This window comes from Bradyrhizobium vignae (assembly GCF_900324035.1).
Lineage (GTDB): Bacteria > Pseudomonadota > Alphaproteobacteria > Rhizobiales > Xanthobacteraceae > Bradyrhizobium > Bradyrhizobium vignae.
In genome coordinates this window covers 7,057,379-7,071,181 of sequence record NZ_LS398110.1, presented here as the reverse complement: position 1 = coordinate 7,071,181, position 13,803 = coordinate 7,057,379, and the positions used below count along the sequence as shown (strand labels likewise).

At 57.9% G+C, this 13,803-nt stretch carries 13 protein-coding genes; 11 read left to right on the top strand and 2 right to left on the bottom strand.

Going from position 1 to position 13,803, the window contains the following annotated elements:
• Positions 1-393 precede the first annotated feature (393 nt).
• Complete coding sequence (locus BRAD3257_RS34005; protein WP_283809918.1) at positions 394-2,193, bottom strand: HrpF/NolX family T3SS translocon protein; 1,800 nt, start codon at positions 2,191-2,193, stop codon at positions 394-396.
• A 1,525-nt stretch (positions 2,194-3,718) separates the two neighbouring features.
• On the bottom strand, positions 3,719-4,420 hold the full coding sequence (locus BRAD3257_RS34000; protein ID WP_122405450.1) for a secretin N-terminal domain-containing protein: 702 nt from the start codon (positions 4,418-4,420) through the stop codon (positions 3,719-3,721).
• 189 nt (positions 4,421-4,609) lie between these two features.
• Between BRAD3257_RS34000 and BRAD3257_RS39945 the strand changes: the two genes are divergently transcribed.
• From BRAD3257_RS39945 to BRAD3257_RS33945, 11 genes are all read left to right on the top strand, one after another.
• Positions 4,610-5,131 carry a nodulation protein NolB gene (locus BRAD3257_RS39945; protein WP_160118920.1) on the top strand — a complete coding sequence of 174 codons (522 nt, stop codon included), beginning with the start codon at positions 4,610-4,612 and terminating at the stop codon, positions 5,129-5,131.
• Between the two features lie 17 nt (positions 5,132-5,148).
• The gene (sctJ, locus tag BRAD3257_RS33990; RefSeq protein ID WP_376707282.1) at positions 5,149-6,003 is read left to right on the top strand and encodes a type III secretion system inner membrane ring lipoprotein SctJ; all 855 of its coding nucleotides are present in this window, start codon (positions 5,149-5,151) and stop codon (positions 6,001-6,003) included.
• Between the two features lie 19 nt (positions 6,004-6,022).
• Positions 6,023-6,646 (top strand): nodulation protein NolU, encoded by a 624-nt coding sequence (locus tag BRAD3257_RS33985; RefSeq protein ID WP_122405449.1) that lies wholly within the window; start codon positions 6,023-6,025, stop codon positions 6,644-6,646.
• Positions 6,643-7,260 carry a type III secretion system stator protein SctL gene (gene sctL, locus BRAD3257_RS33980; RefSeq protein ID WP_122405448.1) on the top strand — a complete coding sequence of 206 codons (618 nt, stop codon included), beginning with the start codon at positions 6,643-6,645 and terminating at the stop codon, positions 7,258-7,260. The genes BRAD3257_RS33985 and sctL overlap by 4 nt, the downstream gene beginning before the upstream one ends.
• A gap of 8 nt (positions 7,261-7,268) precedes the next feature.
• The gene (gene sctN, locus BRAD3257_RS33975) at positions 7,269-8,618 is read left to right on the top strand and encodes a type III secretion system ATPase SctN (protein WP_122406901.1); all 1,350 of its coding nucleotides are present in this window, start codon (positions 7,269-7,271) and stop codon (positions 8,616-8,618) included.
• A complete protein-coding gene (locus BRAD3257_RS33970; RefSeq protein WP_122405447.1) occupies positions 8,594-9,130 on the top strand; it encodes a hypothetical protein in 537 nt (178 codons plus the stop codon). Before sctN ends, BRAD3257_RS33970 begins: the two co-directional genes overlap by 25 nt.
• 57 nt (positions 9,131-9,187) lie before the next feature.
• Positions 9,188-10,243, top strand: coding sequence for a type III secretion system cytoplasmic ring protein SctQ (gene sctQ, locus BRAD3257_RS33965; protein ID WP_122405446.1), 1,056 nt, complete (start codon positions 9,188-9,190; stop codon positions 10,241-10,243).
• Positions 10,236-10,901, top strand: coding sequence for a type III secretion system export apparatus subunit SctR (gene sctR, locus BRAD3257_RS33960; protein ID WP_122405445.1), 666 nt, complete (start codon positions 10,236-10,238; stop codon positions 10,899-10,901). The genes sctQ and sctR overlap by 8 nt, the downstream gene beginning before the upstream one ends.
• 1 nt (position 10,902) lies before the next feature.
• Positions 10,903-11,178: an EscS/YscS/HrcS family type III secretion system export apparatus protein gene (locus tag BRAD3257_RS33955; protein WP_025038819.1), complete on the top strand. Its 276-nt coding sequence runs from the start codon at positions 10,903-10,905 to the stop codon at positions 11,176-11,178.
• A 685-nt stretch (positions 11,179-11,863) separates the two neighbouring features.
• A complete protein-coding gene (sctT, locus tag BRAD3257_RS33950; protein WP_122405444.1) occupies positions 11,864-12,679 on the top strand; it encodes a type III secretion system export apparatus subunit SctT in 816 nt (271 codons plus the stop codon).
• Positions 12,676-13,713, top strand: a complete 1,038-nt coding sequence (locus tag BRAD3257_RS33945; RefSeq protein ID WP_122405443.1) for an EscU/YscU/HrcU family type III secretion system export apparatus switch protein — start codon at positions 12,676-12,678, stop codon at positions 13,711-13,713. The genes sctT and BRAD3257_RS33945 overlap by 4 nt, the downstream gene beginning before the upstream one ends.
• Positions 13,714-13,803 lie beyond the last annotated feature (90 nt).

Here is a 13,803-nt window from a genome sequence, read left to right as displayed (position 1 = left end):
TCAATCGCGACCCACTTTCACGGAGACCGAGCAGGAGCCCGCTACTCGAGAAAGAGCCCTTCGGCTCTACCGCTCTGGACCAATGTGCTCTCGATTCTTGCGCAACCGGCAGGCTCCGCGGCTGTGGCCGGTCTGTCGGGTATTGTTAATGCATCGCGATGTTGACAGGCGGCGTATGCAGTCACTGGAACATCACCGCGGCAGCCTGACGATCGTGTCGGCCAACATAGCTTGTGCGCAGCGAAGGGCCGAAATAAGTTCCTCGGATTCGGGGCGGTCTCAAGTATGCTGGTGGAGCTTGCGCGACCTACTGCTCGGCAGAGAGGCCCAACCGCGCGGAGGTCGCGCAAGCTCAGTTTCCAGCGTGATCCTGAGAGGATAGCGTCGCTCCGCCTAGGCGTAGGCGCCTGCAGCTTGCAAGCGCTCGGACTCGATGCGAGCCTTCAGGTTATTCAAATAATCCTCCGCGTAGGACTGGGCCACCGAAACCGGCAGGTTGATGCCGGCCGTCGCGGCTTCTTGAATTGCCTGCTTCACCAAGCCTTCTCGCATTGCTAATTTGACCTCAGGTCCGGCGATGCAGCCCACCGCCTGTGCCGCAAGGCTCAGCCCGGCTTCTTCCAGCGCTTGCTTTATGTTGCCGCCACTGATGGCAGTGTGAAGAAGATTTGCAGCTTGCGCCTCGGCTTCGAGCACCATTGACGCCAGATCGGCCAATTCACCCAAACCTGGAATGAAGCCAAGTACACCGACTGCTGTCGCGGCCCAGTCGAATACCTTAGAGCCAACTTTGAGCACGTCATTAAGTGCGTGCATAAAGGCGCCACCGTTCTTTTTGGGAGACTTGATGTCGGGCTGGTCTGCCACGCCCATCGTCATGTCCGCGACCGCGTCCTGCTCGGCAGGCGTTCGGACGGCATGCGTCTTCACTTGGTGGACGGTGCGGTTCGCACCCGACATGTTGTTGAAGAACTGGTTGAAGTCGCTGTTGCTGATGTTGCCGGAATCGACCGTATGCCCGCCGCCGAAGTCGAAGAACTTATGGTGGGTTTTGTAGCCCGTAATTGCGTTGTTCATCAACCCGAACAACACGGGATCGGAGAGCAGCTGGGAGGCCGCCTTTCGCACCTCGGGCGTGAGGCTCTTATCATCGACCATGCTCGCCAGCTTTTCCCGGGTCAGATCACCGTTCCCGAAGAAAGCGTTTTGGTTCTTGTTGATCGTATTGAGCGTATCGAGCTCGGCTTGCGTGAGATTCATCGATGATGAAGCAATCTGCAGGAAGTCCTCTTTGTGGACCTTGTCTATCGAGCCACCATACAGCTGCTTCCATTCATCCGGGTGATCGAGGAAGTATTGAGCGGCCGCGAGAACCTGCGGCGGGCATTTGCCGGTTTTGGCTTCGCCGTCGACGATCCGCTTGAAATCCGCAAGGCTCAGGTTCTTAGGCAGGTTGTCGGAATACCGATAGAGCTCGCGCAATGCATCGGTCTGGGTCATAACCGATGGCTCGCCATTCCGGGTGCCGTCGGAAGGGATGTAGTTTTGCGTATAGTTCTTTGCCCGCTGCTCCTGGAACGCACCAACCTGAGGGTGGTGATCGGAGAAGCTGGAGAGATCACCTGCTTTAATCTTCCCGCCGCAGCGGCCGTCACCTTGCGAGCCTATCGCATAGAAGAGCTCTGGGTCCTGTTGCAGAGCCTCGATCGCCGCTTTTAGATCCGGTGGTGTGGAGGGATCGTTGGCCAAATCTCCAAGAGATTTCCAATCCAGCGGGCACTTGTCTTTGTGTCGGTTCAGCACCGACACAATCTGCAGCTCGGCATGAGTCAACGTGCCGCTGTTCCACGTGATCCTGGAGCTTTGTACGGGTGCCTCTGCAATCTTTGGTGCGCTCTCAGCGGAGGAGGACTCCGTGGAGGATGGCTCTGGCGCCTGCTGACATGCGTCCAGTGCGGCCTTGATCTCCGGCGGGAGGATGTTCCGCACCTCCTGCGTGAGTTCCTCCGTCAGCTGCTTGGCTGAGTCTGCAGCCGCCGGATCCTGCGGTGCGGAATGGTCATCGACCTTGTCTTTCAACGAGAAACTAGCCAGCATCGCCTCGAAATTTGAAAGATCCCGCGCCGATGAGGGCCCGGGCGCCAGCCCGGACAAAGTGGAGCTGGCGGTTAGCGACAGGTTGTTGACTGACATTATAGGTCCTCTGATTTGAGATGGCACCACAGGCCGGGCATGTGGCGCAGCCCGAGAATCGCGACGAACAACGAGCAATAAATGTTGATAGGATCGATGGCTCCTACCAATTGCTTCCGATTGCTCAGTGCGCCCCAGCGCTCAGTTCCGCTACAATCTATAGGCACATCGCCGTCTAGATATTCACGCCGTATGGTAGGTTCGATTAGCTTTCCAAAAGCTGACGGCATTCAGAGGTTTCATAACGAGGCGCGAAATGACAGTGTGAAAGGCGGTGATGGTTCTTGATATCGGAATCGGCTTGCCTGTTTTGTTTCGATCGCTCGCCTCCACGCTAACTAGGTCGAATCAATGAACCCGAGTCTGCCGCTCTGCGGATGGTCACGTGCGCTGATTCCTGCAACAACGTCGCAGGTCTCCGCAGCATCTGATGGTGAAATCACCCACGCCTAGCGACCTCGCGCCTGCGCCCAACGAGAGTGTTGGCGCCCGCTCTGATGAGCCAGATACAGAATGATCGTATGAGATTGACTGGCGTAGATGCTCGAAAGAGTCCGGCGGTATTGTGCGGACCATGTTGCCCCGAGCGGATGGAGGCTCAGCTGCGCCTGGCATTCTTCATGTCATCATGCTTATCCGCTTGGCGAGTGTTCGCTCGAGCCTACGGGCCAAAGGGCAGAGTTTAGCGATGGTTTGATACGAATTGAACCTTCTTCTCGCCATTCCGCCCTGACAGGCACACCCAGGTTGGTGAACGTGATTGTCTGTGAGCCCTGGTCGGTATGAGATTGCGGCTTCTTAGCATTTCGATCTGAGCAAGCGTAGCGGTTTGGCCAGTGAAGACCCACTCGCCCCTGGCGCGACGGCCGTTCGCCATGGCGAAATCTCCAAGTTCCGGCGGAGCAACCCGTGCGGGCACGCGAGTCCGCTTGAGACGGTCCAGCGTTGAGGTGACCCGGATCTTGCCAAACAAGGTCGTTGCCGAACTCGGAGGCGTCCACGCGGTGCTGAGCGATCGGCTGTTGGGAATTGGTCCGCTCGCCGCCGCTCAATGATGGCTCGACACGCGATGATCCTGCCCCGAGTTCCTGCCAAATTAGGTCCTGGCTGTATTCGGGTATTTTATGCAATGCGACTCTCTCGGACCGGCGGGCGACGAGGACGAGTGGGATGCTGGGCTGTTGTCCGCCGGGCTTAGCGAGTTGAAGTTCATCCTGTTCCTCCCTTTGGACAACTGAGGGGCTTTCATTCTTGCGCGATGAAGCTCATTTGCATGGCAGAGTTCGTAGAGTTGTTCAAAAGCTCGCATGAGGCGCTAAAGCGGCAAAGCACGGTCACCGATGCTGTTGGCCAGGACTCTGGTTCGCGTCCGTGGCTCCGGCCTGGACGTTTATTTGCGCCGCCCTGCGGCATCGACCATCTACATATCCGCGCTTGGACACTGGCAGCAGTAGCTTTCGAAAAGCTGACAGAGGGCATAGACAGACGCATGGCACCTCTTCGTAGGCGATCTGTTGTCATCAGGTCATTTCTTACCTGCATCGGGTAGATGGACCATGCCGTCTTGATGTGGTGCCTCCGGCGAAGGAGCGTCATTCGGTCGTCCTTCGCGAATGACCACGCTGGAGGATCCCCGAAACAGCATCAAAACCGACTCGTGCGGTGGCTTTTCGCCACCGCTCGGGTTTCGCCGTGCCTGTGCCTCCGCCGCAAGTCCTTTGAGTGTTTGCTCCACAAGCGCGACAAAGCGGGGTGGACCAGAGGCGAAGACGAGGCCATCTCCCGGTACGGCTCTCACGATGTAACGCTCGTCGGAGATGTTGAGCGCATCGAGTGCCGCCTTGAGCGCATCAAAGCTGATTGGACTCAAGACCAAAAGGCGGCTTTGCGCCTCATGCGCGTCGGATACATAGAGCACCAGCCCATCGTAGTACCATTGAAGATTGTAGAGATTAATCAACCGTTCGAGGAACTCTCGCGGTGGGAGATCGGGCAGTCGCCCGCGAATCCGCCCCTTCACCCCGGTGCTGACATTGACTCTGATATTTAGGTTGTTGCCGAATTCCTGCAGTGCGGCCGCGAGGTCCTGATCCAGAACTGTGTAACTATAAGGCGTCGATGGCAGCGCCAGGGGAGCGCCGAGCGCCTCGACGACGCCCAAGCAAATGAAAACACCAGCATAGAGAAGTTTCTTCAAGATGTGCCGCCTTGTGGATGGAATGAGCATTCCTGCTTTTTACGCTTGAGAACAAGCACCGGAATTCGTCCCAAAATTTGGAAGCCGCTGCTTCGTCGAAAAATGGAAGCTGACCGTGATCATTGGATGACAGCTGCTCGTCAGTTTTTGGTCAGCTTACTTCTCTAGGGTGCCGGCCCGTTCGTGTGAACTGACGGCTCACCTCACTACGTGACAGAAATGATTTCCTCCATCTTGTTTGGCATTACGTCGACCCCTGTCAACTCCGTCGAGTGTGCCTCCAACGGCTGTTCGCCGGCACACGCCCAGTTTGATCAGAGTCTTGCGCAGGCGGCCTCGAACCAAGGTGTCACCTCTTCTGTGACCGAGCGCACGCCAGCTCCATTGCTGGCGGAAGTGCAGCGCGCAGTCATATCGGCGAGCCCGCTCGGCGATCGCGTCCTTCAGAGCATTTCTGCTATCCATCAGGGCAAACCATTTCCGTCGGGTGCAGTTTCGCCGACGCTCGTCGGTGAGCCTGATCCTACCAAGGGTCTCCAGCTTGGGCCGGCAGCGCAACCAGTCTTGCGTGTTCGGCAAGTCGAGGTACATCCAGCGGGCAAACCGGAAGGTGCGGATCATTTCGACTCGGCGCTGGCGAATCTGCGGGATGTTTACAACGGCGTCATCCAGGTTTCGCTCCTCTCCAAGGGGACAGGCGCTGTCAGTTCATCTCTGAACAAGCTTCTATCGGCGGGCTGAGCGGGCCGTTGGCTGTCTTGACGAAAGACAAGATCGGTAACGGCTGCCCCGCAAGAAAGCGGCTTCATGCTCTCGTCCTGTTGCCGGTTTTGCTGGCCCTCGCCGGTTGCAAAGCTGATCTGTATACCAAAGTTCAAGAGCGCGAAGCCAACGAGATGCTTGGGCTGCTCCTGAGCAAGGGCGTCGATGCCATCCGTGTTGTCGGTAAGGATGGGACCAGCACAATTCAGGTGGAAGAAAAGCAGCTCGCCTACTCGATCGAGCTTCTGAATGACCAGGGCTTGCCGCGCCAACCCTTCAAGAGCCTTGGTGAGGTGTTCAAGGGGGCGGGCCTCGTTGCATCTCCGGTTGAGGAGCGAGCCCGCTACATCTATGCTCTCAGTGAAGAATTGTCGCGTACGATCAACGATATCGATGGTGTTCTCTCCGCCCGTGTTCATGTCGTTCTGCCGAAGAATGATCTTTTGCGACAGGATGCAACCCCGTCTTCGGCGTCGGTGTTCATTCGATACGCCTCGAACGCGAAGCTCTCAGCCTTGCTGCCGCAGATCAAGATGCTCGTCGCCAACAGCATCGAAGGTCTATCATACGACAAGGTGGCGGTCGTGTTCGTGCCGGTTGAGCGGGCTCAGCATGAGGTCTCCGTTGTGCCAGCGGCAGCTTCCGCCGAACCAACCAAGTTCAATGCAACCCACATTGCGATCGGTGCAGGAGGTGGGCTCGCCGCGTTGGGCATTCTATCTTACGTGCTGCTGAGCACACGTGGGCGACAGCTTCGTCAATCCTGGCGCAAAGTGACGAGTCTCGGCAGAGATGCCAGCAACCCAGCGGTCCAGTCCGCCGGCAAAAAGCTCTCCTCCGATCCGAAATAGCGGCAGCAGGTCCGTATCGATGGCATCCACTAACACAAGTTTTTCACTCAACCCGCATTCCGATCGCCTGCGTGAGCTTGCCGCTTTGATCCATCCCAGCCGGTTTGCCGGCCATCTTGATGAGCGCCTGTCGACCGCCACAGTGCTGCAGTTGCAAAAGTCTCCCAGACTGCAGCAAAGACTGGCCGAATTGCTGCTAAGTAGTGAGGAGCTGGTTTCGAACGGAACCGATTGGGGTAGGGACGTTCTGCTCGGGCATGATCCGCGTCGAGCGGCGCTGCTCGCTGGCAGTATCTGGCATGCCCGTTCTGTGCTGAAGTTTGTGTCAAGACATGATGTAGCGATTCTGATCGAAAATATTGGTGCCGAAGCACATGCTTTCGCAATCCGACACTTATCCAACGCCGTCGCAACCACATCGATTGACGATCCGCAGAAGCTGGCGAGCCAGATTGAACATGACGGATGTGCCTGCCTTGGCGCTTGGCTCAAGGACGCATCAGAGCTTGACCGTGTGCGCGTTCTTTTCCGCTTACCTGTGGGGACCACCGCAGAATCCCCAGCAGCCGAACACCACAACTCAGCGGGTCAGTTACTGTCTTTGGTGGTGGCCCACTTGGCCACGGAGGAGCCAGCGGCATGACGGCCAATGAAACAGTCTTGCCAGATAGCCCGCGGATACGGCCGCTTGGTCGGCTCATACCAGCCGCGGAACTTGGCATCTGGTACGATGCGGTGCAGACGCGCGCGCTAGCCGAGCGATACCTGCGGCAGGTTCGCAGTTGGGCAAGGAAGGCCTATCAGCAGGAGCGGGAGCGCGGGCACTGCGAGGGTCTAAGGTCAGGCTCGGACGAAATAGCACGGCTGATTGCCGGAGCTGCTTCCGATGTGGCCCGGCGAAAAGCCGTTCTGCAACAGGAGTTACCACAGCTCGTCATTGAGATATTGACCGATTTGTTGGGCTCCTTTGATCCGGGTGAGATGTTGGTAAGGACCGTTCGTCACGCCGTCGAGAAAAGATATGGCAGCGGAGAAGTATGCCTTCACGTGTCTCCTGTGAACGCTGATGCACTAAGACATGAATTCCTGGCGTTCGATGGAACGAATGGTCGGCCGAAAGTCAGAATTGATCCGGACCCTGCCGTGGGGCCGGACCAGTGCGTTCTGTGGAGTGAGTTCGGCAGTGTCGATTTAGGACTTGCCGCGCAGCTCCGCACATTGCGTCTCGGCCTTAATCCATCTTCTCAGGAAAGCTAACCGTGACGATGCAACGATCAGGCCAAGATCAAGCCGGCGGAGAAGGAGATGTGCATGCGGCGATAGCATCGCTGAGATTCGCAGCAAAGGATGTCGATACGCGTGCCGTGCGGGGACGGATCACGCGTGCGATCGGCACCTTGCTCCATGCCGTGTTGCCAGGGGCCCGTGTTGGAGAACTTTGCCTGCTGCAGGATCACGCTTCCGGATGGTCGCTTGAGGCGGAAGTCATCGGTTTGCTGCCGGACGGGGTGTTGCTGACGCCCATTGGCGATATGGTAGGCTTGTCCCACCGCGCGGAAGTGCTCCCGACCGGGCGCATGCAGGAAGTGTCAGTCGGGCCCGACCTGCTCGGCCGCGTGATCGATAGCTTCGGCCGTCCACTCGATGGCAAGGGGCCGATAAAGACGGTCCACACTTGTCCGCTCCGCGGCAAGGCGCCCAACCCGATGAGGCGGCGTGGCATCGAGGAGCCGTTTCCGCTTGGCGTTCGCGTGCTGGACGGACTTCTGACGTGTGGCGAAGGTCAGCGGATCGGAATCTATGGAGATGCCGGTTGCGGTAAGTCGACGCTGATGTCGCAAATTGTAAAAGGCGCAGCCGCCGATGTCACCGTGGTTGCGCTCATAGGGGAGCGTGGACGCGAGGTGCGTGAATTCATCGAACGTCATATTGGAGATGCTCTCGCTCGCACGATCGTTGTCGTTGAGACATCCGATCGATCGGCAATGGAGCGGGCGCAATGCGCTCATATGGCGACCGCACTCGCCGAGTATTTTCGTGATCAAGGTCTGCGGGTCGTTCTGATGATGGATTCGCTGACGCGATTTAGCCGTGCGATGCGCGAAATCGGCCTTGCCGCCGGCGAACCTCCCACCCGGCGCGGCTTTCCTCCTTCCGTCTTTGCGCTGCTTCCTGGTCTGTTGGAGCGAGCCGGTATGGGCGAGCGGGGCTCGATCACGGCATTCTATACCGTGCTTGTCGAAGGTGACGGCACGGGCGATCCGATTGCCGAAGAGTCGCGCGGAATTCTCGATGGTCACATCATTCTTTCGCGCGCGCTGGCCTCGCGAGAGCATTTTCCCGCCATCGACGTGCTGTCGAGCCGAAGTCGTGTCATGGATGCGGTCGCCTCTGGTCCACATCGCAAGGCGGCATCCACCTTCCGCGATCTGCTCTCGCGCTACAATGAGGCTGAGTTTCTGATCAAGGTCGGTGAATACAAGCCAGGCAGCGATCCACTGACTGATCGGGCAATCGAGTCAATCGAGGAACTGCGCGCATTCTTGCGCCAGGGACAGGACGAGCCGTGTAGCTTTGAGGAGACCGTTTCATGGATGTCGCGTCTGACGGCCTGAATCTCGTACAAGCGTCAAAATTGCGGCTGGTGAAAGACATGAGAGAGCGAAGCGCGCTTCGTGAATTGTCGAACATGGAAGACAGGCGCCAAATTGCGGTCGCAGCGCTGCAGCGAGCGTCTGAGAATCTTAAAGGCGCTGAGAATCGTCGCGCCAAGGCCGAAGCTGAACTTTATCAGGAGCTGGTGTCCCTCGAGATGATGTCCGTGTCCGAGCTCGATCGTCGCTGTCAAGTCGTCCTTGGGCGGCTGGCAGCAGAGATCGAATCGGCACGCCAGGCGCGTGAGCAGGCGCGCATCGCGCATGAGCAGGCCGAGCGGGCAGTGAATGAGGCGCGCACCATATGGGCCAAGCGGTCGGCGGCGAGCCAGAAATGGCAGGAGATTGAGGGCGATGTCCAGCGCACTACCGCTGTCCGTTCGGAGTTTGCAGCCGAAGTCGATGCCGACGATGAGGTTTTGCTCCGATATCAGGGTGGTTCGCGCAGCCAGACGGTCGATGGCTCGAACTAATGGCTGGTTCTCTTACCGCGTCGCGAGCTGCACCCGCGGAACCTGTCGATAAATGCCATGGGTGAACCCGCACTATTTCAGCCAGCGGCAAAGCTGTCGCATGAAGTGGTCTCCTGGCTCAACGAGACCGCCGCACCGCGCACGGTTCTGCAGAGCCGCATTGGCGATAAGCCGCTATCGATCCGTATGAGCCGGCTTGTTTGGCAGGCCGAGCCATATGCCATGTCGGTGCTCGACTGCGTATTTTGCGCCGGAGGCGAGACCGCTGTGTTGTCCTTGCCCCGCCTTCTCGTCGAGGCACTGATTTCAACGGTCCAGTCTGGCCTTACTTTACCTTCCGACCCAACCCGCTCGCTCCTTCTCGAACTTGCACTGGAACCTTGGCTCGCTCCACTCGAGATCGCGCTCGCGCGGAATTTGCAGCTGATCCGCGTCGAAGACGCAACGGCCAAAGACCCCTATTTGGAGTTCGACGTTACTTTCGGGCCGCTGGCGGCCAAGGCTCGCCTGTTCTTGTTCGCGCCTCTTGACGGTCTGGTTCCGTCTGCGTTTCGTGTCTTAGGCGAGCTGATCGGCCAATCACCGCGAGATTTAGGTAAGAGTTCTTCGGAATTGCCGGTCGTAATTGCGAGAGAGATCGGCTCGCTGCGCGCGCCCATCAAGCTTCTTCGCCAAGCACAGCCCGGCGACGCACTGCTGCCCGAAGTCATTCCCTTTGCTCATGGCCAGCTCATCCTCGCTGCGGACAAGTTGTGGGCGCCGGCGCAGGTCGCGGGCGACAGACTTATCCTTCGGGGACCATTCCGCCTGCAGTCCCATCCTCTAAGGTATGCAAATATGACGATACGCCCACAAGCTGAACAAGCAATCCCGCTCTCGGAAGCCGACATCGACAGTATTGAGATCACGCTTGTGTTCGAATGCGGCCGCTGGCCCATCCCGCTGGGTACGTTGAGAAGCATCAACGAGGGGCACGTGTTCGAGCTTGGCCGGCCGGTGGACGGTCCGGTCGATATTGTTGCCAATGGTCAATTGATCGGCCGCGGCGACATCGTACGTGTCGGTGAAGCGTTGGGCATCCGGTTACTTAGCAAGTTGGCGGTCAATGGTTGACATTCAACCGAGCATCCTTGCGCTTGTTGCGGCGACCGCCGGTCTTGGCCTGCTGGCGTTCGCAGTTATCACAACAACGGCGTTCATCAAGGTTTCCGTCGTTCTCTTCCTGATCCGCAACGCGCTCGGCACTCAGTCCATACCACCGAATATCGTTCTGTATGGTGCTGCATTGATCCTTACCGTGTTCATAGGCGCCCCAGTATTCGAGCAAACCTACAACCGCGTGACCAATACGCAACTTCGTTACCAAACCGCCGATGACTGGTTGACCGCCGCCAAGGAGGGGAGCGAGCCGCTGCGCGCCCATCTCAAAAAGTTCACCACTGAGGAGCAGCGCACGTTCTTCCTGTCGTCGACGGAACATATCTGGTCGGAGGAGATGCGCGCCAACGCAACAGCCGACGATTTTGCGATCCTCGTGCCGTCTTTTTTGATCTCGGAGCTTAAGCGTGCGTTTGAAATCGGTTTCCTTCTCTATCTTCCGTTCATCACGATCGACCTTATTGTGACGACAATTCTGATGGCCATGGGCATGTCAATGGTATCACCGACAATGATATCCGTTCCTTTCAAGCTCTTTCTGTTCGTCACAATCGACGGCTGGTCGCGGCTCATGCACGGATTGGTCTTAAGCTACGCATCCCCGGGGGGGTGAGATGGACGAGGCGAGCATCCTCACCCATCTGAGCCGATCATTAGTCCTGTTCATGATCTGGGTTCTACCGCCGCTCCTGGCAGCCCTCGTGGCCGGATTGGGTATTGGCATCGTGCAGGCAGCAACCCAGCTCCAGGATCAAACCTTGCCGCTTACCGTGAAGCTCCTCGTCGTCGTCGCCGTGCTCGTTCTGTTTGCTCCGGTGCTGAGCGCGCCGCTGATCGAGCAAGCGCAGCATATCTTCACTGAGTTCCCCGCGCTCACAGCGAGGTATTAGTGCGCGCGGAACGCAGGCCTGTCTAAGTTTCAGCTATAGCGTCGCGTTTGTTGGCGTTCATTGCGAACCACAAAAGGGCGAGTTCGTCAGCTTATCGAAAGCTCGCCTCACTATTCTGAGACGGATAAACATCCGAACTGTCCTGTTCGGCTCTATGAGCCTGCCGTATTCGGAGGAAGAATGACCCCATTTGGAATTTCTATCCGTTCGATTCAGGTTTGCTTACGATGTGATGGAATTACCTGCTGAGACCTGGTCCTCGATGCACAGCCTGGCGAGTTGTCGACGCAAGTGAACGGGCAAACCGCTTTGATTGCAAGCGGCCCCACGAGTCTGGCATTCTGGTGAATGAGCCTACGAATGAAGGTGCCGCTCGAGACCGATCTCCATAGACTGCGAAATTGATGGAAGCTTTGAGGCCCTCAGATCTTCAAACCGCGCTCGGTGAGAGCGGAAGAAGCGTGGCTTGCAGGCCGCGCGAGATTTCGCCGGTGCTCTCATCGAATGGTCATACCTCTGCGCCGGATGGCTGTAGTCATATGGATAGTTGAAGCCGAAGTCATCTGCGAGGCCTGTCGCTCTGCAACCGCTGGGACACGAGATCTGCAGAGTTCTTGACGTCTCACACCATGACGACGTGAGTGCGACGGTTGCATTGGCTGAAGGAACGACGAGCTGAGCTCAAATGGATGCCTTGTCAGCCACCGAGACGCAAACTCTGATTCAGACTGCTGTCGAGTTCGTCGTTGCGGCCGGTCTTGGCGCGGCCCGGGCCCTCGGGATTATGCTGGTTCTTCCGGTATTCACGCGACCGCACATTGGCGGGATTATCCGCGCAAGCGCGACGGTTGTGATTGGATTGCCTTGTTTGATGCAGATCAGGAACGGCTTGCAGACACTAGATCCGGGCACCCGTATGGTTGCGGTCTCGCTCCTCGGTTTGAAGGAGATATTTATCGGCCTGCTGTTCGGGTTTCTGCTTAGTATACCACTTTGGAGCATCCAGGCCGTTGGTGACATCATTGATACCCAGCGCGGCATCTCCAGCCAGGTGGACGATCCTGCGACACGCAGTCAAACCGCCGCGATGGGGCTCTTTCTCGGGACTGCCGCGGTTACGATCTTCGTTGTATCAGGGGGTCTGCAGACCATGGTCAGATGCCTCTATGGAAGTTATCTGATCTGGCCCGTGTATCGGCTGCTACCGCCCCTGACCCAGCAAGGGGCAATGGAGTTTATCGGGCTCCTCGACCATATCATGCACACGACCCTCGTGGTCGCCGGGCCCGTGCTGGCTCTGCTGCTTCTGATTGACGTATCCCTCATGCTGCTGGGGCGCTTTGCGCCGCAAATCAAGCTGAACGATCTCTCTCCGACCATCAAGAATGCCGCCTTTGGCACCATCATGGTCAGCTACGCCGTCTTCCTGATCGAATATATGGGAGCAGAGATCATTCGGTTCAACGACGTGCTGGAGTGGCTCGAGAAGTTCTTGAAATGAACGACACGAGCGAAGAGAAAAACCTTCCACCAAGTCACAAGAAGCTGAGGGACGCGCGTAAGAAAGGGCAGAGCCCGCGCAGCGCCGACTTTGTGACCGCGGCAAGCCTTTGCGCTGGTTTCGGTTGCCTGTGCTTCAGGGCCAGCTCGATCGAAGACGGATGGCGCGAAGCCGTGCGGCTCATCGACAAGCTGCAGGAACAGCCCTTCAACAGTGCGGCCCGGAAGGCGTTGCTCGGATTGATAGACCTTTCTATAGCAGCCGCGGCCCCCATCCTAGGTGCGGCGGTGGTTGCGGCGATTCTGGCCGGTGTCTTGGCCGGCGGGGGGCTAACGATTTCGGTTGAGCCGCTTAAACCCAGCTTTGAGAAATTGGATCCCGTCAAAGGGCTGAAGCGGATTGTCTCCCAGCGGTCGGCTGTCGAGCTTGGAAAGTCTATCGTCAAAGTTTTGGTTCTTGGCGCTACGTTCGTTTTCACTGTGCTCGCAAGTTGGAGGGCACTGGTATACTTGCCCGTGTGCGATTTGAGCTGCTTTGGTTTTGTCTTTAAAGAGCTCAAAGTGCTGATCGCGATCGCTGCCGGCGCTCTTCTGATTGGCGGCTTGGCTGATCTGCTCATTCAGCGTTGGTTGTTCTTGCGCGACATGCGCATGACGCAGAGCGAAGCCAAGCGCGAGTCCAAGGAACAGGATGGTAATCCGCAGATCAAGGGTGAACACCGCAGGCTCCGCCGGGAGTCGGCGAACGAGTCTCCGCTCGGCGTCCATCGGGCGACATTGATACTGACGGGGCGAGCGACATTGATTGGGCTGCGCTACGTTCGGGGCGAGACCGGCGTTCCGGTACTGGTGTGCCGCGGCGAGGGCGAAACGGCTTCACAGTTGCTGGCGGAGGCGCGCGCCCAACGTCTGAGCATTGTCGAGGATCATGTGTTGGCGCGTCAGCTGATCCGAAAAGGTACGATGGGCAAGGCCGTTCCGATGGAGTGTTTCGAGAGGGTTGCAAAGGCAGTCTTTGCCGCCGGCCTCGTTTAGCGTCGCGCAAACATCGATGCGCTCAAACCACTGGGCAATGACCGAACTGTCCCAGAACCTGATCTGCGAGCTGCACGACCCCCAAAAAAA